This window comes from Devosia elaeis (assembly GCF_001650025.1).
Lineage (GTDB): Bacteria > Pseudomonadota > Alphaproteobacteria > Rhizobiales > Devosiaceae > Devosia > Devosia elaeis.
Map to the genome: position 1 here is coordinate 12,514 of NZ_LVVY01000122.1, position 21,472 is coordinate 33,985.

Sequence of the window (21,472 nt, forward strand, 5' to 3'; positions counted from 1 at the left end):
TGCCGCTGCGCGGCGCCGCTCTTCACCTCTCCCTTTGGGGGAGAGGTCGGATTGCGCAGCAATCCGGGTGAGGGGGCCTTGCGATGATCGAGGCAGTCGAGAAACGCCCCCGCCTTCCCGTCATCGATATCGCCCGGGGCGTCGCTATCGTGGCGATGGTGATCTATCACCTCTGCTGGGACCTGTCCTTTTACGGCTTCATCCCCGTGGACGTCGGCTACGATCCCGGCTGGGTGTTCTTTGCGCGTTCGATCCTGTTCGCGTTCATGTTCCTGGTGGGCATCGGGCTGGTTCTGGGGCATGGGGACGGGATGCGCTGGAGACGCTTCTGGCGGCGCTGGCTGTTCCTGGTGGCGGGGGCGCTGCTGATCAGCCTGGGCACATGGCTGACCTTCCCCGAGAGCTTTGTCTATTTCGGGGTGCTGCATGCCATCGCGCTGTTCAGCCTGCTTGCCCTGCCTTTCCTGTTCACGCCGATCTGGCTGACGGCGTTGGTGGGCGCGGTGGTCATCGCCCTGCACTTCCTCTATCGCGATCCGCTGTTCAATGCGGTGCCGCTGTCCTGGATCGGTTTCTGGGAAGTGCCGCCGCTGACCAATGATCTGGTGCCGGTCTTTCCCTGGCTCGGCGTGGTGCTGGGCGGGATCGTCGTGGCGCGGCTGGTGCGGGGATCGCGGGTCGAGACGCGCCTGGGCGAAATCCGGCCGGGCAATCGGCTGGCCAGGACCCTGGGCTGGATGGGGCGGTGGAGCCTCGTCATCTATGTCGTGCACCAGCCATTGCTGCTGGCGGTGATCGCGCCGCTGTCCATGGCGACGGGCGCGCAGGATGCCGGGCGGGAGATCGAGTTTCTCAATTCCTGCCAGGTGACCTGCGAAGCCACCGGCACGAGTGCGGCGCTCTGCGCCACCTATTGCCAATGCGGGCTCGACGGGGTGATCCGCGACGAGCTCTGGGGGCCGATCTATTCGGGCGTGGTGTCGCCGGAAGAACAGGCGCAGCTCGATGCCAATAATCGGCAATGCTCGGCGCTGATCTATCCGGAGCTGGGGGCGGAGTAGCGCGGCTCCGCTCTCCCTTCTCCCCTGAGGGGAGAAGGTGGCCCAAAGGGCCGGATGAGGGGTTCAGCGGCGCGGCATAGGCGGGACTTTCACCCCTCACCCCAGCTTTGTAAGTCGCTGCGCTCCTGGCGCCGCTACCCTCTCCCCTAAGGGGCGAGGGGGCGCAGAAGCCGTCCCCTCGCTCAAGGCAAACTCTACGTACTCGCCGCCTTGGCGTTGGCCTGGGCGACCAGGTCGTCGGGGATGTCGTCGAAGCTGGCATAGTTCATGTTGTAGAGCTTGGAATAGAGCCCGCCCAGTTCCATGAGCTGGTCGTGATTGCCTTCCTCGATCTTCTCGCCGTTCTGCAGCACGATGATGCGGTCGGCGCCGCGGATGGTGGCGAGGCGGTGGGCGATGACCATGCCGGTGCGGCCTTCCAGCAGCACTTCGAGCGCCTTCTGGATCTGCCGCTCGGTATAGGAATCGATATTGGCGGTGGCCTCGTCGAGGACGAGGATTTTCGCATCGGCCACCAGGGCCCGGGCGAAGCTCAGCAATTGGCGCTGGCCCAGCGACAGGTTGGAGCCGCGCTGCTCGAGCATGGTGTCGTAGCCATTGGCGAAGCGCGAGATGAATTCATGCGCGCCCACGGCCTTGGCGGCGGCGATGACATCGTCGCGGCTGGCCGAGGCCTTGTTGTAGCGGATGTTCTCGAAGATCGTGCCGGTGAACAGGAAGGGCTCCTGGAGCACCATGGCCACCTGCTCGCCCAGGCTTTCCTGGGTGACGTTGCGCACATCATGGCCGCCGACCAGCACGGCCCCGCCCTGCACTTCATAGAAGCGGTGGACCAGGGCCATGGCGCTGGTCTTGCCCGATCCGGTGGGACCGACCAGGGCGACGGTTTCGCCGGGATTGACGCGGAAGGAGACGTTTTTCAGCACCGGGCGCTTGGGATCGTAGCCGAAGACCACGTCGTGAAAGGCCACCGAGCCGTCCATGTCGCCGGTCAGCACCACCGCATCGGGCTTGTCCTGGATCACCACGGGCAGATCGAGCACTTCGGTGATGCGGCGGCCCGAGGTCATGGCGCGCTGCATGATCGAATATTGCATGGTGAGCGAGCGGATCGGGTCGAAGAAGCGCTGGATATAGAAGATGAAGGCCACGATGACGCCGACCTGCATGGAGCCATTGAGCACCATGGCGCCGCCCACGATGACCACGGTGGCCATGGAGAGGCCGGTGAGGCTGTCGACGATGGGCACCATGACCTGGGCATATTTGGAGCCGGTGAGCTGGGTGCGCAGATTGTGATAGGCCTTGTCGTCATAGAGGTCGAAATTGACCTTCTGGCGATCCAGGTTCTGCACGGTGCGCACGCCATTGATGCCCTCGGCCATGGCGCCATTGGTAAGGGAATTGGTTTCATGCGCGGCCCAGAAGGCGCGCTTGGCCGGGGGCAGCCAGAAGATGCGGACGATGAAGAGGATGGGCATGGTCGCCATCGTCAGCAGGCCGAGGAACGGATCGAGGCTGAGCAGGACGACGACGATGCCGAAGAGCAACACCAGGTCGCCGACCGAGATCACCGAGGTTTCGAGGAATTCCTGCATGGAATTGACGTCGCCCTGGAGGCGGCTCATCAGCCGGCCCACCTCGGTCTTGTCCATATAGGACAGCGAGACGCGCTGAAGCTGGGCGAACATGGCGCGGCGCATGTCGAAGAGCACATTTTCGGCCACCTGCCCCACCTGCGTTTCCTGCACCCAGGAGGCGGCGAAATTGACCAGGATGGCGATGGCGAAGGCGATTATGGCCCAGGTGAGGTTTTCGAGATTGCCGCCCGCCACCATGCCGGTATCGATGGCATTGCCGATAATGAGCGGGATGGCGAGCTGGGTGCCGGTGAAAACCAGCACGGCCAGGACCGAGAGATAAATCTTGAGCCGATAGGGATGCACATAGGCCCAGATGCGCCGCACGGTCTGCGGATCATAGGCCTTGCCGAAGACCTCTTCCTCGATCTTGTGGCTGCCCACCGAGGCGCGGGGCGGCCGCTGGCCCGGAAAGGCCGCGACTTCGCGTTCGTCGTCGTCCACCACGCTCATTCCGCTGCCTCCAGATCGTCGCCGGGCCGGGTCTGCAGATCGTAGAGGGCGCGGTAGCGGCCGCCCAGTTCGAGCAGTTCGGCATGGGAGCCGCGCTCCACCACGCGGCCGTCTTCGAGGAACAGGATCAGGTCGGCATGCATGAGCGAAGAGAGGCGATGAGCGATGATGATGGTCACCCTGTCCTTGGCATAGCGGCGGATGGCCGAGCGGATGCGGTGTTCTGTGCCGGCATCGATGGCGGCGGTGGAATCGTCGAAGATCATCACCGCGGGCTTGAGCACCAGCGAGCGGGCGATGGAAAGACGCTGGCGCTGGCCGCCCGAAAGCGAGACGCCGCGCTCGCCCACGACCGTGTCGTAGTCGGCGGGCAAGCCCATGATGTAATTGTGCAATTGGGCGCTTTCGGCGGCGCGCTCGATCTTGCGTTCCTTGGCCCAGGGATCGCCATAGGCGATGTTGTTCTCGATGGTGGTGGTGAAGAGGAAGGAATCCTGCTGCACCACGGCGACCGAGCGGCGCAGGCTTTGCAGGGTCACCTCGCGCACGTCCTGCCCATCCAGCGTGATGCGGCCCGAGGTGACGTCGTAGAAGCGCGGAATGAGGTGGGCGAGCGTGGATTTGCCGCTGCCCGGCGCGCCGACGATCCCGATGGTCTGGCCCATCCGGCCCTCGAAGCTGACGCCGTTGAGGGTGGAATGGGAGGCGCCGGGATAGGTGAAATGAACGTCCTCGAAGCGCAGCGTGCCCGCGGTGATCTTCAGCGGAGTGGCGCCGGGCCGGTCCTCGATTTCGACGGGCGCATCGAGGAAGCCATAGAAGCGGTCGCCGCAGGTGGCGGCGCGGGCGAAGGAATTGACCATGAGGCCGAGCTGGCGCACCGGCATCTGCAGGATGGTCATGAAGGTGAGGAAGGAGGCCAGCGTGCCCACGCTCATCTCGCCGGCAATGACCTTGGTGCCGCCGACCCAGAGCACGAGCCCCATGGCGGTGAAGAAGGAAAAGGTCATCATCGAGGTGTTCTTGACGCGCACATGCACGCGCCGATGCGCTAGTTCGAGCGCGGCCCTGGAGGCGTCGTCGAACTTGGACAATTCGAATTTCTGGCCGGAAAAAGCGCGCACCACGCGGATGCCGCCGAGATTTTCCTCCATGACGCGGGTGAGCACGGAGAGCTTTTCCTGCAGGACCAGCCAGGTGGAGCGCAGGGTGAGTTGGGCCACCGAGGAGCGCCAGGCGACGAAGGGCACGAAGCTCAGCGCCAAGAGGCCCAGCACCAGATCGGTGGTGAGCAGCATATAGGCGCCGACGCCGATCAGCACGGTCAACAGGATGGTGCGCACCAGGCCGGTGGAGAAGAACATGCGCAGGCCATCGAGATCGAGCAGGCCCAGGGTGATGAGATCGCCGGAATGGACGCGGTCGTGATAGGAATAGGAGAGCTTCTGCACCTTGTCGTAAAAGGCCAGGCGCAGCTCGTAGCCGACATGGTGACCGACGCTTTCCGAAAAATAGTTCTGCAACAGGGTGAAGAGGCCCCGCGCGACGGAGACGGCGAACAGGGTCAGCGCCGTCCAGATCAGCGCCTGCTGGGCGCCTTCGGGGGCGTTGCTCAGCACGTTCTGCGCCTGGTCCACGGCGCTGCCCAATAGGCGCGGAATCCAGAGCTGGAGAATGGCCGCCACGATGGTGGCGCCGATGGCGATGCTCGCCTGCCAGTAATGGCGCAGCGAAAACAACGTGATCCGCATGAGGGGACCTTTGCCCTTGCCGGCATCGGCAGCGGCGACATGGTCCCGAGCATCGCCGCGCGAACGGTCGCGGCCAGCCTTGAGGGTGATCAAGGGAGAAATCCAGACATCAAAAATGGAAGCCCGACAGGCAGGAAGTTCGACGACCAGCGATCGGGCAAATCAAACTCGCCTGCCTATAAAAGGCGCAATATCTCTGCCATTCAAGATGCAATCTGCGCAAAGAATGCAAATTTATGACAGAGGCGGCGCGCGGGCCGGCATGGCCCCGCGCGAGAGGATGGCGGCGGCAAGCCCCCTTGCCCAAGCGGCGATGGCGCGGGCGGCGGCGAAGGCGCATCAGAGGGGCGGGAGCCCGCCATGATCCTCTACGCCATAATCGCCCTCGCCGTCTTCTGCACCTCCACCCTGTCGGGCATTTTCGGCATGGCCGGCGGGCTGATCCTGCTGGCCGCCATGCTGGCGGTGCTGCCGGTGGCCACGGCCATCGCGGTGCAGGGCGCCATCCAGGTGGTGGCCAATGGCTCGCGGGCCTGGTTCAGCCGCGATTATATCGACTGCCGCATATTGGGCTTCATCTGCATGGGGCTGGTGGCGGCGGCGATCGCGCTGTTCATCCTGCGCTACAGTCCGGACCTGGCCACCGTGTGCATCGCGGTCGGACTCATGCCCATCCTGGTCTGGATTCCCAGAAGCTGGCTGGCGCTCGATGCCAGCAAGCCGCACCACGCCTTTTTCTGCGGGCTGCTGGGCGGCGGGCTCAACCTGGCCGTGGGCGTGTCCGGGCCGACGGTGGACGTGTTCTTCATCCGCACGCAGATGGACCGGCGGCGGGTGATCGCCACCAAGGCGGCGACGCAGGTGATTTCCCATGCCGCCAAGGTGCTGTTCTATGGCGGGCTGGCGACGGCCATGGGCAGCGGGGACTGGCTGCTGGTGCTGGTCGCGGCGCCCTTCGCGGTGGCGGGGACCAATCTGGGCTATCACATCCTGCAGCGCATGAGCGACGACGGCTTCCGCACCTGGACGCGCTGGGTGGTGACGCTGATCGGGCTGGTCTTTCTCGTCCGGGGCCTGTCGCTGGTGATGGGGAGCTGAGATTCCTGTGGGCGCAGCGCCGGAAGCGAAAAGCAATTCCCACTTTCCGGCGCGATGGACTATGGTGCCGGCGGGAGACGACATGGCACCTTTCGACAGCGTAACCGCACGCCTCATCCTGCTTTTGGCCGAGACCGGCTCGATCGGCCGCGCCGCGGAACGGGAAGGCATAGCCTCCTCGGCGGTGAGCCGGCGGGTATCGGACCTCGAGGCGCGGCTGGGCGTGGTCCTGTTCGACCGCTCCGCCCATGGGGTGCGGCTGACCAAGGCGGGCGAGGCCTATGCGGAAGGCTGCCGCACCGTGCTGCGCTCGATTGCCGATCTCGACGCGATCATGGCCGATTTCGGCTCGGGGCAGCGGGGCAGCCTCAGGCTGGCCTGCACCAGTTCGGCGCTGACCGGGCGGCTGCCGGAATTGCTGGCCAAGTTCGCCGCCAAATATCCGGGCATCGAGATTTCCATCGGCGAGATGGGAGCCGCCAAGGCGCTGCTGGCGCTGGACGAGGGCCAGGCCGACATCGCCATCGTCTCGGACAATTACGATTTCAAGCGCTTCGACATCAAGCCGTTCGAGGACGAGCGGGTCTGGGTGCTGGCGCCGCCCGAACATCCGCTGGCCGAACAGATCGAGCCGCGCAAGGCCCTGCCCTTCGAGGCGGTGCTGCCCCATGCCATCGTGGGCATCCACCATGCCGGCTCGCTCGACCGGCTGCTGAGCGAGGCGGCCGGCAAGGCGGGCAAGGCGCTGACCGAGGCTTTGCGCGTGGAAAGCTTCCCGGCCCTGGTGCGCATGGTGGAGGCCGGGTTCGGCATCGGCTTCCTGCGCTCCACGAGCCTCCACCTGCTGGCGGGCACGGACCTGGTCTGCGCGCCCCTGGCCGAACCCTGGGCCATGCGGCAATTGCTGCTGGCGCGGCGCAAGTCCAGCCCGCTCTCGGCGGCGATGAAGAGCTTCATGGCGCTGGCGGGGGAAACCTACTTACCTTCGACATAGGAAGATAATATCGGACTAACTGCGTCATATTTTCCTTTGACAGCGCAGGAGGGCCGAGTCTAGGAAACCAGATAAGCGTCGTCATATTTACGGCGCGATTTCCGTCAACCTGGATTGGATCGTTCCCGTGAACCCGCTCTTCCGCTCTACCGCCCTCGTCGCGGCCCTCGTCACCGGTGCTCTCTCGCTGACCGGCGCTGTCATCGCGCAGGACAAGGTCATCACCCATCCGCAGGGCGAAACGACCATTTCGGGCGTGCCGGAAAAAGTGCTGACCCAGGACTGGGCCGCCTTCGACAACCTGAACGCCCTGGGCGTCGCCGTGGCCGGCGTGCCGTCCTCGAACGCACCGAGCTACCTCGCCGACAAGCTGCCGGCCGATGCGCTGCAGATCGGTTCGCTGTTCGAGCCCGATTTCGAAGGCATTGCCGCCGCCGAGGCCGATGTCTATTTCGTCGCCGCCCGCTCGGCCGCCGCCTACGAGACCGCCAAGGATCTGGTGCCGACCATCGACCTGTCGGTGAACAACACCGCGTTCATCTCGGGCATCAAGCACAATATCGCGCTTCTGGGCGAGGTCTTCGACCTCCAGGCCAAGGCCGAGGAGCTCAATGCGGCGCTCGACGCCAAGGTTGCCGAAGTCACCGCCGCCGCCGAAGGCAAGGGCACGGCCCTGGTGCTGGTCACCAATGCCGGCAAGCTGGGCGTCTACGGCCCCGATTCGCGCGTGGCCTGGGTCTATAACGAAATCGGCATGCCCTCGGCGCTGGACAATGTGAAGGACGGCGACCATGGCGGGGATGCCGTGTCGTTCGAATTCCTGCTCGAAGTGAACCCCGACTGGGTCTTCGTGGTCGACCGCGATGCCGGCACCGGCGAGAACAATGGCGCAGCCGCCGCCCTGCTCGACAATGAGCTGTTCAACCAGACCAATGCCGCCAAGGAAGGCCATATCGTCTATCTCGATCCGCAGGCTTCCTACATTTCCATGCATGGCTACCAGGGCGTGATGCTGCTGCTGGACCAGGTCCTGGCTGGTTTGAACGGGTAAGGGGACTTCCCCTCGACCAGACGCGCCGGGCCGCCGTCTCCGGATGGCATCATAATTCCGGCTCGTCATCCTCGGGCTTGACCCGAGGGTTCTTGCAACGGACCCCACCGACGAAGAGCCCTCGGGTCAAGCCCGAGGGTGACGATCCGTGGATGGGGCACCTGCGATCCATATCCGATAACCTTTCCCCAAAGGGGAGAGGAATTGCCGAGACAGGTCCCGCCCCGTGCCCGCGCTCATTCTTGCTTCCATAATTACCTTGGTCCTGGCCGTCATCAGCGTCTTTGTCGGTGTCAGCGATGTGTCCATTTCCAGCCTGCTGGCCGGCGGCGTGGATGGCCGCGCCATGGAAGTGCTGCTGGTGAGCCGCATTCCGCGCACGCTGGCGCTGGTGCTGGCCGGCGCGTCCATGGCCATTGCCGGCCTGGTCATGCAGATGGTGGTGCGCAATCGCTTCGTCGAGCCTTCCACCACCGGCACCAGCGAATCCGCCGCGCTCGGCTTTCTCGTCGTCACCCTGCTGGCGCCGGGCTGGCCGCTGATGGCCAAGATGGGCGTGGCCGCCTTGTTCGCGCTGGGCGGCACGGCTTTGTTCCTGCGCATTCTCAAGGTGGTGCCGCTGCGCGACGTGCTGATGGTGCCGCTGGTCGGCATCATGCTGGGCGGGATCATCGGGGCGCTGACCGCCTTCATCGCCTATCGCGCCAATCTCATGGCCTCGCTGCTGGCCTGGAACATGGGCGATTTCTCCGGGATCATCCGGGGGCGTTATGAATTGCTGTGGATCGGCCTGTGCTGCTGCATCCTGGCCTATATCGCCGCCGACCGCTTCACAGTGGCGGGCATGGGCAAGGATTTCACCACCAATCTCGGCCTCAATTACCAGCGCGTCATGGTGCTGGGCCTGGTCATCGTCTCGCTGGTCAGCGCCGTGGTGCTGGTTTCGGTCGGCGCCATTCCCTTCCTTGGCCTCATCGTGCCCAACCTGGTCAGCCTGATGATCGGGGACAATATGCGCCGCACCGTGCCCTGGGTGGCCATTGGCGGAGCCGGCATGGTGCTGGCCTGCGACATTGCCGGGCGCATCATCCGCTTCCCCTACGAAATCCCTATCGCCGTGGTCATGGGCGTGGTGGGCAGCGCGGTCTTTCTCTATCTGCTGCTGAGGACGCCGCGCCATGCAACGTGATCTCGACACCAGGCCACATCCGGAGCCCGTCGCAGGACGAGGCCGTGGCCCTGAAGCCGCGACGTCCCCGACCTCGCGGTTCGACAGGCTCACCATGAGGTCTTCGAGGCCGGCCCTGGTGCTGATCGGGCTGGCGCTGCTGGCCGTCATTTCCATCGTGCTGTTCATGACGCTGGGCGCCAAGGGCAGCTGGAGCTTCGTGCTCTCCTTCCGCGGCAAGAAGCTGCTCGGTCTGCTGCTGGTGGCCTATTCGGTGGCGGTCTCCACCGTATTGTTCCAGACGGTGACCAATAACCGCATCCTCACGCCCTCGATCATGGGGTTCGACGCGCTCTATGTGCTGATCAAGACCGCCCTGGTGTTCTTCCTCGGGGTCGGCGCGCTGGTGAGCCTCGACAGCCAGGTGCAGTTCCTGGTCGAAGTGCTGGTGATGATCGGCTTTTCCGGCATCCTGTTCCGCTGGCTGTTCCTGGGCGAGGAGCGGAGCCTGCATCTCCTGGTGCTGGTGGGCATCATTTTCGGGGTGCTGTTCCGCTCGCTCAGCCAGTTCATGCAGCGCATGCTCGATCCGGGTGCCTTCAACGTGTTGCAGGACACCCTGTTCGCCAGCTTCGCCACCACCGATCCGACGCTGCTGGGCATTTCCTGCATCATCGTCGTCGCGGTGAGCCTGGTCGGCCTCAGGCTGATGCACACCTATGACGTGCTGTCGCTGGGCCGCGCCCAGGCGATCAACCTCGGCGTCGACTACAAGCGCGTCGTGGTCATCATCCTCTCCATGGTGGCGGTGCTGGTGTCGGTTTCGACCGCTCTCGTCGGGCCGGTCACCTTTTTCGGCCTGCTGGTGGCGACGCTGGCCCATTCGCTGGTGGGCAATTCCAAGCATCGCTACGTGCTGCCCGCCGCGATCCTGCTCGCCATCGTGGCGCTGGTGGGCGGGCAGACCCTGTTGGAACGCGTCTTCGCCTTCGACACCGCCCTTTCGATCATCATCGAATTTCTGGGCGGCATCGTCTTCATCGCCCTCGTCCTGCGGAGATCGGCCCGATGATCATCACCTCCAATGTCACCAAGAATTACGGCGCCGCCTGCGTGGTGGACGGGGTTTCCCTGCAATTGCCGCAAGGGGGGATCACCTCGATCATCGGCCCCAATGGCGCGGGCAAATCCACCCTGCTTTCCATGGTCAGCCGGCTCATGGCCATGGATATGGGAACCGTGACCGTGGGCGGGCTGGATGTGACCAAGGCGCCCAGCGACGAACTGGCCCGGCGCCTGTCGATCCTGCGCCAGGACAATCACATGACGGCGCGGCTGACCGTGCGCGACCTCGTTGCCTTCGGGCGCTATCCCCATTCCAGGGGGCGGCTGACGCTGGATGACAAGGTCCATATCGACCGCGCCATCGATTATCTCGACCTGGGGCTGCTGGCCGACCGCTTTCTCGATGAACTATCGGGGGGCCAGCGGCAGCGTGCCTTTGTCGCCATGGTGCTGGCGCAGGACACCGATTACCTGTTGCTGGACGAGCCGCTCAACAATCTCGACATGAAGCATGCCATGGGCATGATGAAGCTGATGCGCCAGGCGGCCGACGACCTCGGCAAGACTGTCGTTCTGGTGCTGCACGACATCAATTTCGCCTCCTGGTATTCGGACCATATCGTGGCGATGAAGCACGGCAAGGTCGCTGCCCAGGGGGCGGCCAGCGCGATGATCCGACCCGACGTGCTTTCAGGCATCTATGAGATGGACATCAAGGTCCACGAAATCGGCGGGCAATTGATCAGCGTCTATTACGGCTGAGCGGATCGAGCATGTCGCCGAAGGCCACGGCGCGGCCGCGCCCCTCGGCCTTGGCCGCATAGCAGGCCGCATCGGCCTCGCCCATGAAGCCCAGCGGCGAGGACGGCTCGGCGCTCACCATGGTCAGGCCGGCGCTGGCGCCGATACGGTATTCGCGGCCGGCCCAGGGAAAGACCAGCGCGCCGATGGCCCGCACGATCTTGCCGGCGACCTGCCGGCCAGCCTCGGGCGGGCAGCCCTCCAGGATCACCGCGAATTCGTCGCCGCCGATCCGCGCCACCAGGTCGTGGGCGCGGCAGGATTCGCGGATGGTCTGCGCCACCTGCTTGAGCAGGGCATCGCCCGCCGCATGGCCGGCATTGTCGTTGACCGGCTTGAAATGGTCGAGATCGACATAGATCAGGCTGGAGGTGCGGCCATTGGCGCGGCCGGCCTGGATGGTCGCCTCCAGCACGTGCTCGAAGGCGGCTCTGTTGGCCAGCCCGGTCAGCGCATCGTGGCTGGCGGTATGGGCCAATTGCTTCTGCAAGGCCCGGCTTTGCGTCACGTCCTGGAAGACCAGCACCGCGCCCAGGGTGGCGCCGCCCTTGGCCAGGACCGGCGCGGCGGTGCAGGAGATGTCGCGTTCGGCTCCGTCATGGCCGAGCAGAATCGCATCATGCTCCACGCGCACGGGCTCTCCGCGCTCGAAACAGCACCGGACCGGGCAGTCCAGCAAGGCACCGCTCTGGTCGCTGCGCAGGCGGAACACCGCATCGACCGGGCGGCCGCGCGCCTGGGCGGCCGGCATGCCGGTGAGCTGTTCGGCGGCGGCGTTCATGAAGGCGACCCGGCCTTCGGCATCGGCCGAAATCATGCCGTCGGCAATGGATTCGAGGGTGACGCGCAGGCGCTCCTTTTCGGCGGCCAGTTCCAGTTCGATGGTCTTGAGATGGGTGATGTCGGTATCGGTGCCCACGGCGCGCAGCACATTGCCGTCTTCGTCCCATTCGATGGGCTTGCCGCGGCTGAGGATCCAGACATAGCGCCCGTCGCGGGTGCGCTCGCGATATTCGAGCGTGTCATAGCCCTCCACGCCCTCCCCCTGCTTGCGGGCGACGCTGCGGACCCAGTCCCGATCATCCGGATGGATGCGGTCGAGCCAATTGGCGTCGTGGTCGGTGCCGACATCCTCGTCGGCGGGAATGCCGCGCAGCACCCGCCACATGCGCGAATAGAACATGCGATCGCGGCGCAGGTCGTAATCCCACACGCCCTGGCGGGCGCTTTCCAGCGCCGAATTCCAGCGGGCCTCGGAATAGGCCAGCGCCTGCTCGGCCTTTTTCTGCAGTTCGATATTGGTGAGCTGGACGATGAGCGCGCCGGGCGCCCCCGCCTCGCCCTCCAGCAGCTTGGCGGCCACCATGAACCAGAGAAAGGCGCGATCGGCGTGGCGGAACCGGCATTCGCCGCGCCAGGCGCCGGCCTCGCCGCGCGCGAGCCGCTCGAGCTGGAGGCGCAGGGCCAGGCGCTCGTCCTCATGCACCATGTCGAGAAAGGCAAAGGGGTGCTCGCCGGCGGGCACATAGCCCACCATCTCGGAGAAGGCGCGGTTGGAATAGAGCACGGCCCCCTCGCCCCCGACCAGCAGCATGCCGACCGGGGCGGCATCGAGCACGGCCGTCGCCATCCTCCCGCCGCCCAGCGGGTGGATGGCCGGATCACCCATCGCAATGGCCGGACGTCTCGCTCCCATCCGGCCATCATGGCGCAAGGCCATTAACAACAGCCTTTCGCCCTTTGCGCAAAACCCGGCGATTTTCGAGCAATGCCGGGCGGAAGCGGGCGCGGCGGCTAAAACGCCTGGCCGATCCGGGAGAGGATGAAGTCTCGCTCCTGGGCCAGGCCCGCCCATTCGCCCGGATGGTCGGCATCGAAGATCAGCGTATAGGGACCGGCATAGCCCGCTTCCTCGGCGGCGGCGAGGCAGAGGCCGTAATCGGCTTCGTCCATCTGCCCGCCGGAGAAATCGGCTTTGGCGTGACAGAGCGAGGCGCGGGGGAAGATGGATTTCAGCCCCTCATATTTGTCCGGCCCGGTCCAATTGCCGAAATCGGCGAGCAGGCCCACCTGGCCATCGAGCTGGTCGAGCAGGACATGCACTGCCTCGGGCGTGGAGAGCAGGTCGAACCAGTTCTCGGTGACGATGCGCATGGGCGAGCCGGCATTGGCGGCCAGCAATTCCCGGAAGCCCAGGACGGAGCGTTCGAGCGCCTCGCTCGAGGTCGGCTGCTTGCCGGCAATGACGCGGGCATTTTCGGCGCCCAGCGCATTGGCGACGTCGATCCAGCCGGCGATCCAGTTTGTGTCGCGTTCGCCGACCAGGGGATCGGTCATGTCGCCGGCATCGATCAGCAGGGTCTGCAGCGTCACGCCCGAGACCTTGAGCTGGTCGCGCAATTCGCCGAGATAGACCGCGTCGCGGCTGCGCAGGTGGAAGGAGACGATCTCCAGCCGCTGATAGCCGTGATTGGCCAGGACCGAGGGCAGGCCGAGCAGCGATTCCTCGCCCTCGCCATAGGTGTCCTCGCCGTCGCTGACCGCATCGGTGGTCAGATCGTGCGGATAGGTGGTGCCCAGGAGGCGGTGCAGCGACCAGGTGGAAACGGCGATGCGGCTTGCGGGATCGGCCATGATGGACTCCTTTTAGGCAGAGGATTTCATGCGCCCGGAACGGGGGCAAGGAAAAGCTAAATCCGATAGACCCGCTCGGCGTTGCGGTGAAAGAGTGCGGCTTTTTCGTCGTCGCTGGCGCCGGCGACGATGGCGCGCGCGGCATCGACCCAACCGGTCAGGGTGCCGCCCGTAATGGTGGCCACGGGATGATCGGAGCCCCAGACCACCCGGTCCCAGCCGAAACAGGCGATGACATGCTCGACATAGGGCCGCAGGGTCTCGGCGCTCCAGCCGGGCGCGCAATGATTGACCAGGCCCGAAACCTTGCCGACCACATTGGGACAGGTGGCGATATCGGCCAGGGCCGCCCGCCAGGGATCGAGGCCCAGGCCGGCGATATCGGGATTGCCGCAATGGTCGAGCACGAAGGTGAGGTCGGGCACGGCCCGGGCGAGGCGCTTGCCCAGATGCAATTGATCGGCGCGCAGGCAGAGATCGAAGGTGACGCCATGGGGCACGAGGCGGCGCAGGTTTTCGACGAACAGCCCCGTCTGGCTGACATCGTCCAGCACTTCATGGAGAATGCGGCGGAAGCCCTTTACCCGGCCCTGCCCCGCTTCCAGCAGGGTTTCGACCTGGCGTTCGAAGCCGTCATGCTCGGGGCGGCAGGCGGCGATGGCGCCGGCAATGCCGGGCAGCCCGGTGACGAAGGCGGTTTCTGCCACGATGTCGGTTTCGGCGACATCGACTTCCATATGGAGCGCCGAAACGATGCCCAGCGCTTCGGCCTCGGCGAAATATTGCTCGCGCGTCCAGGCGCGGTCGAGCTTGTGGCCCGGACCGATCCAAGGATAGCGGAAGCGGTCCGGATAGATCAGGTGCAGATGGGTATCGAGAATATGCAAGGCGGGCCTCCCTTTGCCGATATTCTCCGGGAAGGGCCGGCTAGTCCACCCTGCCCCGCGCGGCCACCGGCAGGGTCTCCACCAGATTGTCGCCCGAGAGCAGATAGACCCGGTCGAAGAGATTGGTCACCGGGCAGCAATGATTGGGAATGATGCGGATTCTGTCGCCGATCCCGGGCTTTTGGGCACAGGCCGAGAGGTCGATCGTGCCATGTTCCTCGCTGAGGCCGGTGATCTTTGCCTCGGGATAGTCGAGCACATAGCCATGGCCGACCAGGCCGAGCAGGTCGCTGGTCAGCGCCTTGGAGCCGGCATCGATGATGGCGCGATCCTCGGTCGGGCGCGACACGACCGTAGCCAGCACGGTCAACGCGCAATCCTCGAAGCTGGCGGCGCCCGCCGCGACCTGGGAGCGGTCCATGTAGATATAGGTGCCGGGGCGATATTCGGTGGCGACGCCCGCCGCCGCCTCCATGTGCCAAATGTCAGGCGTGCCGCCGGTGGTGATGGCCGGGACGGGGATGCTTTCGGCGTCGAACAGGGCTTTGGCCGCAGCCAGCCATTCGGCCGCCTGCTTGTATTTTCCGGCGGCCGGATAGGTCATCAGCCCGGCAAATTCGAGGCCGGGCGCGGCGACGATCCGACGGGCCAGGTCCAGCGCCGCCTCGGGCGATTGCACGCCGCAGCGCCCCATGCCGGTATCGCATTCGACGAAAACGCCGAGCGGCCGCGCGGGATCGGTGAAGGTCGTGGCAAGCCCGGCCACGCATTCGGCGCTGTCGGCGACGACGCGAATGGTGACGCGCTCATGCAGGGCCTTGAGGCGGGCGAGCTTGGCGGCGCCGATGATGTTGAAGGTCAAAAGGATATCGGTGAGGCCGGCATCGGCCATCACCTCGGCCTCGCCCAGCTTCTGCACATTGATGCCGACCGCGCCCAGGTCCACCTGCCTCCTGGCGAAGAACGGCAATTTGTGGGTCTTGATATGGGGGCGAAGGTTGAGCCCGGCCCGGTTCGCCGCATCCTGGGCGCGCCGGAGATTGGCCTCGGCCTTGTCGAGGTCGATGAGGACGGAGGGGGTATCGAGGGTGGAATAATGAGTCATTTGGCCCGCAGAACCTCGTTGACGAAGCGGAGATTACCGGAGGTCAGCCCGGCATCGACGGGAATGGTCACCCCGGTAATACCCGAGGCGGCGTCGGAAGCGAGGAACAAAGCCGCATGGGCCACTTCCTCAGGGCTGACCATGCGGCCCAGCGGGTAATGCGGCAGCACCTTGTCGAGCAGGCGCGGATCGGCGGCCAGGCGATGATCCCAGGCCGGGGTGCGCACCGAACCGGGCGCCACCACATTGGCGCGCACGCCCTGCCCGCCGCGTTCGACGGCAATGGCCCGGGCATAGGCGATCAACCCCGCCTTGGCCGCCGAATAGGCCGGATTGCCGAAATGGGCCAGGGCATTGACCGAGGAGACCAGCACCACATTGCCCGCGCCGCGCGCCGCCATGGCCGCCACGATCGGATCGACCAGCGCATAGGCGCCATTGAGATTGATGGCCATTTCGCTGGCCCAGATGTCGTCGTCGAGATGATCGAAATGCTCGGCGCGGGTGAAGCCGGCATTGGCGATGACGGCATCGGGCGCGCCATGGGCGGCGATATCGGCGGCGATGGCGGCGCGCGTCGCCCTGGCGTCGGATTGGTCGAACAGGACTTTGCGCACGAGGTTCAGGCCGGCCAGCATGTCCGCGTCGCGGTCGGCGCCGATGACCTCTGCGCCGGCGGCGTGGAAGGTCTCCACCAGCACCCGGCCGATGCCGCCCCCGGCGCCGGAAATGAGGATGGTCTTGCCATCGAGACGGAAGGGATTTGTCATTGGCCTACCCTGTTACCGAAGCATCCCAGACCTCATGGTGAGCCTGTCGAACCACGAGGTCGCAGCCACCGAATGCCCGACCTCGTCCTTCGACAGGCTCAGGATGAGGTCTTCGAAAAAATGCGGCTCACGGCCCCTTATAGGCCACGCAGTCGATCTCGACCTTGCAATCGACCATCATATGGCTCTGCACGCAGGCGCGAGCGGGGGGATGATCACCGAAATAGCTCTTGTAGACCGCGTTGAAGCTCCAGAAATCGCGCGGGTCGTCGAGCCAGACGCCGCAGCGCACCACATGTTCGAGACCGTAGCCCGCCTCTTCGAGAATGGCGATGATGTTCTGGATGGTCAGATGCGTCTGCTCGATGATGCCGGTACCGACGATTTCGCCATCCTTCATGGCCACCTGTCCCGACACGTGCAGCCAGCCGCCCGCTTCCACCGCACGGGCAAAGGGCAGGTTCTGGCCACCGGCACCGGATTTTTCCGCACCATAGCGCTTGATCGGCATCGCAATTCCCTCACTTCTGAAACTGAATTTCTTCTATTAGCGTGTTTGCGCCGACAAATCGAGATTGTCCGGCATGGCGGCGGAGCAAAATGTAAATTTCTTACGTGATTGCATTTGCGCCTTGGTGTAGCGTGGCGCGGCGCGCCGATTGACCAGATGGATGCCTGCCCTTGCGTATCTTCACCGCAGCCCTTGCGACGGAAACCAATACCTTTTCCCCCATCGCCATCGACAAGCGAGCCTTCGAGGCCTCGCTGCACGCCAAGCCGGGACAGCATCCGGCCACGCCGACCCTGTGCACCGCGCCGATCACGATCGGCCGCGAGATTTGCGCCCGCGAGGGCTGGACGCTGGTCGAGGGCACGGCGAGCTGGGCCGATCCGGCGGGCCTGGTGGCGCGCGCGACCTATGAGGAATTGCGCGACGAAATCCTCGGCCAGCTTCGGGCCGCCCTGCCGGTCGACGGCGTGGTGCTGGGCCTGCACGGGGCCATGGTGGCGCAGGGCTATGACGATCCCGAGGGCGACCTGCTGGCGCGCATCCGCGCGATCGTGGGGCCGGACGTGCTGGTCTGCGCCGAACTGGACCCGCATAGCCACCTGACCGCAAAACGCGCCGAGGCGGCCGATTTCTTTGTCTATTTCAAGGAATTCCCCCACACCGACTTCGTCGACCGGGCCCGCGACCTCTGGGCCATCGCGGTGGGCGCGCTCAAGGGCGAAATCAAGCCGGTGATGAGCATTTTCGATTGCCGGATGATCGATGTCTTCCCCACGTCCAAACAGCCCATGCGCGGCTTCGTGGACCGGCTCATGGCGCTGGAGAACACCGAGCCCGGCCTGCTCTCGCTGTCGGTCGTGCATGGGTTCATGGCCGGCGACGTGCCGGAAATGGGCACCAAAGTGGTGGCGATCACCGATAACCAGCCCGACCTGGGCGCCGGTCTGGCCGAACGGCTGGGGCGCGAACTCTTCGCCATGCGCGGCACCTTCATGGTCGAGCAGGTGGACGAGAAAGCCGCCGTGAACGCAGCCCTGGCCGCGCCGCGCGGGCCGGTGGTGATCGCCGATGTCTGGGACAACCCCGGCGGCGGCACGGCGGGCGATGCCACCATCATCCTGGACGAATTGATCCGCCGGGGCGCGACGGACGTCGCCGTCGGCACGATCTGGGACCCGATCGCGGTGCAGATCTGTTTCGCGGCCGGCGAAGGCGCCGAGATCGCCCTGCGCTTCGGCGCCAAGTCCGCGCCCTTTACCGGCAATCCCATCGACAGGCGCGTCGTGGTCAAGGCGCTGGTGCGCAATGCCGAGATGAAGTTCGGCGAAAGCTATGCGCCCTTCGGGGACGCGGCCTGGGTGCAGTTCGACGGCATCGACGTCATCCTCAATTCCACCCGCGCGCAGAGCTTCGATCCCAGCCTGTTCTCGGCCATGGGCATCGACCCGAAGACGCGGAAAATCCTCCTGATCAAATCGACCAATCATTTCTACGATTCATTCTCCCGGATCGCTTCCGAGATCATCTATTGCTCGGCCGGCAAGCCCTATCCGAACCGGCCGGCAGAGACCGATTACCGCAAGGCGCGGCGCGATATCTGGCCGATGGTGGAAAATCCGTGGGGGTGAATGGGCGCGGCTTCCCTTGAACGGAGGCACCCCCACCCACGGCTCGTCACCCTCGGGCTGGACCCGAGGGCGTTTGCGATACAACCCAAAGACAAAGAACCCTCGGGTCACGCCCGAGGGTGACGATCCGAATGGGTTTGATGCTCTTCCGCTTTTCCCCCCTCAGGAGGGAGGGATGGAGCTCTAATCCCGCAGTGTCCTGAAAAACTCCACCAGCATGGCTTCGGACCGGCCGGCCGAGACGCCGCCGATGACTTCGGGCCTATGGTGGCAGGTGGGCTGGTCGAAAAGGCGCACGCCGTTTTCCACCGCCCCGGCCTTGATGTCCTCGGCGCCGAAATAGACCCGCCGCAGCCGCACATGGGCGATGGCCCCGGCGCACATGGCGCAGGGCTCCAGCGTCACATAGAGATCGCAGCCGTCGAGCCGCCCGGTGCCGCGCGCCACGAGGGCCGCGCGGATGGCCAGCATTTCGGCATGCGCGGTGGGATCGGCCAGGGCCTGCATGCGATTGCGCTCGGCGGCGAGCAGGCGGCCCCCCTGCACGATCACCGCGCCGATGGGCGCCTCGCCCTGCGCGGCCGCTTCCGCGGCGAGGCGCAGCGCCAGTTCCATGGGTTTTTCGGTCAGGTCGGTCACGGCGGAAACGGGGCGTAGTCGAGAGGGTCGATGGCGGATTTCAGCGCTTCGAGCTGGGGCCGGGTCCAGCCGGGGGGCTGGGTCACCTCATACCAGGCATCGATGTAGTCGCGCGGCGAATAGACATGTCCATAGCCCACCGGCGCGGTCTGCGACAGGGCCGTATCCAGCGCCAATTGCAGGAAGGTGACCATGGGATACCAATTGAGCGCCGGGGACACGTCGGGCCCGCGCGGCGCATCGAACCAGGCCGGTTTCTGCCAGTCGGCGGCGAAGGAGAAGAAGACGATCGGGTCGCTGGCATATTGCAGGAAGACGATGCGCATCGGCCCCCAGGGGATATCGTCCCAGCCCTGGGCGCCCGACTGGTTCATGAAGCGGATGGAGGAGGAATTGCCGAAACGCGGCAGCCAGAACGGGGTGCCTGGCTGGCGGCTCTCGGTGACCCGGCCCCAGATGGAGCTGGAAAAGGGCGGCCCGGCCCAGAGCGCCCCGTCGAAGGGATCGCCCAGCACGTCATAGACGGTGGTGGAATTCTGCGAGGCCAGCGCGCCCAGGCTGAGGCCGTAGAGATAGAGCCGTGGCCGGCTGTCGCGCGGCAGATTGGTCCAATAGGCATAGACGAGGTCGAACAGGGCCTGGGCGGTCTCGGCCCCGTATTCGGGCTCGACCAGCAGCGAGAGGGCGCTGGTGAGGTAGGAATATTGCACGGCCACGCTGGCGACGTCCCCGCCATGGAGATATTCCAGCGTGTCGATGCCCGCCCGGTCGACCCAGCCGGTGCCCACCGGCATGATCAGCACCAGTACCGAGCGCTCGAAGGCGCCGATGCGCAGGAGTTCGTCCAGCGCCAATTGTGCGCGGGCCTGCACGCTGGGCGCCGAGCGCAGGCCCACATAGGTGCGCAGCGGCTCGATGGCGGGCCGGCCGGTCAGCGCCGCGATCTCGGCGGCGCTGGGACCCGATTGCACATAGATGCGGGAATCCTTGCCGATCGTGTCCCAGTCGATCAGCGATTGGGCGCTGCCGGTCTCGTCCCATCCGGTGGGCGGGGCATCGTCGGTGGACACGAAGGCGTCGAGCCGCTCGTAGAAATTGTCGGCGGCGCGCAGGGCGCTGCGCCAGAACAGGTTGTTGACCAGCGCGCCCACCACGATGGCCACCAGCAGGACGGCCAGGACCAGGGCGGCCCGGCGGGGCAGATGCGGCGACAGCCAGGACCAGACCAGCCGGATCAGCATGACCAACAGCTTGCCCAGAACCATCAGGGCCGCCGCTATCGGCAGGGCGACGGCGGCGATCACCAGGGGCTGGAACTGATCCACCGGCGGCATCTGCATGACCGCGCGCACCGAATTCTGCCAGGAATTGGCGTAGCCCAGGGCAATCAGCACCAGGGCCAGGCCGATCAGCGCCACCAGCATGCCCATGGCCCGGGTCACCCGCCCCGGCGGCACCTTGAGCCCGAGAAAGCCCCAGAGCCAGTGGCCGAGATTGCCGATGCCATAGCCGACCGCGAAGCAGCAGCCGGAGAGAATGCCCTGCACGATCTCGGTGCGCGGCAGCAGCGAGGGCGTCAGCGACAGCGTGAAGAACACCGAACCCACCAGCAGGCCCGGCATGGAAAAATGCCGCGAGATGGCATCCCAGAAGGCATCGGCCCTTCTGGTCCAAGACGAGCTGGAAGAAACGCGCCGGACATCCATGCGCCCTAGGTGACCCCGCGGGGCCATGCCGGTCAATCACTTATGGTGGGCGAGCCCCACACAAACACCGTCTTCACCTCCCCCATGGCCTTCTCGCCTCAAGCACCGGCCCACCTCCCCCTTGACGGGGGGGGTAGCGCAGCTTGGCCGAAGGCTTAGCGAAGCTAGGAGGGGGTGCCGGCAAGCAGTGGCGTTAGAAATCAAACACCCTGCCGCCCATCCCCCTCACCCGTCTCGGGCTTCGCCCGATCCACCCTCTCCCCGAGGGGGAGAGGAATAAGGGCAAACGCCGCACCAATTCTTCTCCCCCTCGGGGAGAAGGTGGCGCGAAGCGCCGGATGAGGGGCTTCGAGCCGCCCCGCAGGGCAAATCTCTCCAGCGGAGAGATTTGAGGCGAGAAGGCCATGAGCGCTATGCGCGAATGGCACGAACCCGCAAAAAACCGAAACTTATCCCCACCCCCTCCACCTACCTTATCCTCCCCCCATCAGCCGGATGGAGATGGGGTTG

The 21,472-nt window shown here is 65.5% G+C and carries 18 protein-coding genes; 8 read left to right on the top strand and 10 right to left on the bottom strand.

Going from position 1 to position 21,472, the window contains the following annotated elements:
• The first annotated feature begins 83 nt into the window (after positions 1-83).
• Positions 84-1,061: an acetyltransferase domain-containing protein gene (locus A3840_RS15970; RefSeq protein WP_067459085.1), complete on the top strand. Its 978-nt coding sequence runs from the start codon at positions 84-86 to the stop codon at positions 1,059-1,061.
• Positions 1,062-1,255: 194 nt separating this feature from the next.
• On the opposite strand, the gene A3840_RS15975 is transcribed toward A3840_RS15970, so the two are convergent.
• Both A3840_RS15975 and A3840_RS15980 read right to left on the bottom strand, forming a co-directional pair.
• A complete protein-coding gene (locus tag A3840_RS15975; RefSeq protein ID WP_067459088.1) occupies positions 1,256-3,154 on the bottom strand; it encodes an ABC transporter ATP-binding protein in 1,899 nt (632 codons plus the stop codon).
• The gene (locus A3840_RS15980) at positions 3,151-4,905 is read right to left on the bottom strand and encodes an ABC transporter ATP-binding protein (protein ID WP_082903964.1); all 1,755 of its coding nucleotides are present in this window, start codon (positions 4,903-4,905) and stop codon (positions 3,151-3,153) included. The genes A3840_RS15975 and A3840_RS15980 overlap by 4 nt, the downstream gene beginning before the upstream one ends.
• 360 nt (positions 4,906-5,265) lie before the next feature.
• Between A3840_RS15980 and A3840_RS15985 the strand changes: the two genes are divergently transcribed.
• The 6 genes from A3840_RS15985 (at position 5,266) to A3840_RS16010 (ending at position 11,043) form a co-directional block, all read left to right on the top strand.
• Positions 5,266-6,003: a sulfite exporter TauE/SafE family protein gene (locus A3840_RS15985; protein WP_067459094.1), complete on the top strand. Its 738-nt coding sequence runs from the start codon at positions 5,266-5,268 to the stop codon at positions 6,001-6,003.
• Positions 6,004-6,085: 82 nt separating this feature from the next.
• Positions 6,086-6,997 (top strand): LysR family transcriptional regulator, encoded by a 912-nt coding sequence (locus A3840_RS15990; RefSeq protein ID WP_165603199.1) that lies wholly within the window; start codon positions 6,086-6,088, stop codon positions 6,995-6,997.
• Between the two features lie 127 nt (positions 6,998-7,124).
• The gene (locus A3840_RS15995; RefSeq protein WP_245676650.1) at positions 7,125-8,048 is read left to right on the top strand and encodes a siderophore ABC transporter substrate-binding protein; all 924 of its coding nucleotides are present in this window, start codon (positions 7,125-7,127) and stop codon (positions 8,046-8,048) included.
• A gap of 226 nt (positions 8,049-8,274) precedes the next feature.
• On the top strand, positions 8,275-9,237 hold the full coding sequence (locus A3840_RS16000; protein WP_067459103.1) for an ABC transporter permease: 963 nt from the start codon (positions 8,275-8,277) through the stop codon (positions 9,235-9,237).
• Positions 9,238-9,331: 94 nt separating this feature from the next.
• Positions 9,332-10,288, top strand: a complete 957-nt coding sequence (locus tag A3840_RS16005) for an iron chelate uptake ABC transporter family permease subunit (RefSeq protein WP_067459106.1) — start codon at positions 9,332-9,334, stop codon at positions 10,286-10,288.
• The gene (locus A3840_RS16010) at positions 10,285-11,043 is read left to right on the top strand and encodes an iron ABC transporter ATP-binding protein (RefSeq protein WP_067459110.1); all 759 of its coding nucleotides are present in this window, start codon (positions 10,285-10,287) and stop codon (positions 11,041-11,043) included. The genes A3840_RS16005 and A3840_RS16010 overlap by 4 nt, the downstream gene beginning before the upstream one ends.
• Here A3840_RS16010 and A3840_RS16015 read toward each other — a convergent pair.
• From A3840_RS16015 to A3840_RS16040, 6 genes are all read right to left on the bottom strand, one after another.
• On the bottom strand, positions 11,024-12,778 hold the full coding sequence (locus A3840_RS16015) for a diguanylate cyclase domain-containing protein (RefSeq protein WP_165603200.1): 1,755 nt from the start codon (positions 12,776-12,778) through the stop codon (positions 11,024-11,026). The genes A3840_RS16010 and A3840_RS16015 overlap by 20 nt on opposite strands.
• A 98-nt stretch (positions 12,779-12,876) precedes the next feature.
• Positions 12,877-13,716, bottom strand: a complete 840-nt coding sequence (locus tag A3840_RS16020; RefSeq protein ID WP_067459116.1) for a sugar phosphate isomerase/epimerase family protein — start codon at positions 13,714-13,716, stop codon at positions 12,877-12,879.
• 56 nt (positions 13,717-13,772) lie between these two features.
• Entirely contained in the window at positions 13,773-14,603 is an 831-nt protein-coding gene (locus A3840_RS16025; protein ID WP_067459119.1) for an amidohydrolase family protein, read from the bottom strand.
• A gap of 40 nt (positions 14,604-14,643) precedes the next feature.
• Complete coding sequence (locus A3840_RS16030) at positions 14,644-15,708, bottom strand: D-TA family PLP-dependent enzyme (protein ID WP_067459122.1); 1,065 nt, start codon at positions 15,706-15,708, stop codon at positions 14,644-14,646.
• A complete protein-coding gene (locus A3840_RS16035) occupies positions 15,705-16,478 on the bottom strand; it encodes an SDR family oxidoreductase (RefSeq protein WP_067459125.1) in 774 nt (257 codons plus the stop codon). The genes A3840_RS16030 and A3840_RS16035 overlap by 4 nt, the downstream gene beginning before the upstream one ends.
• Positions 16,479-16,605: 127 nt before the next feature.
• Positions 16,606-16,989, bottom strand: coding sequence for a RidA family protein (locus tag A3840_RS16040; protein WP_067459128.1), 384 nt, complete (start codon positions 16,987-16,989; stop codon positions 16,606-16,608).
• A gap of 170 nt (positions 16,990-17,159) precedes the next feature.
• Here A3840_RS16040 and A3840_RS16045 point away from each other — a divergent pair, with 170 nt between their 5' ends.
• Positions 17,160-18,617 carry a M81 family metallopeptidase gene (locus A3840_RS16045; RefSeq protein WP_067459131.1) on the top strand — a complete coding sequence of 486 codons (1,458 nt, stop codon included), beginning with the start codon at positions 17,160-17,162 and terminating at the stop codon, positions 18,615-18,617.
• A gap of 183 nt (positions 18,618-18,800) precedes the next feature.
• Here A3840_RS16045 and A3840_RS16050 read toward each other — a convergent pair whose 3' ends face one another.
• Positions 18,801-19,232, bottom strand: coding sequence for a nucleoside deaminase (locus A3840_RS16050; protein ID WP_067459137.1), 432 nt, complete (start codon positions 19,230-19,232; stop codon positions 18,801-18,803).
• Positions 19,233-19,252: 20 nt separating this feature from the next.
• Entirely contained in the window at positions 19,253-20,878 is a 1,626-nt protein-coding gene (locus A3840_RS16055; RefSeq protein WP_067459140.1) for an alpha/beta hydrolase, read from the bottom strand.
• Positions 20,879-21,472 lie beyond the last annotated feature (594 nt).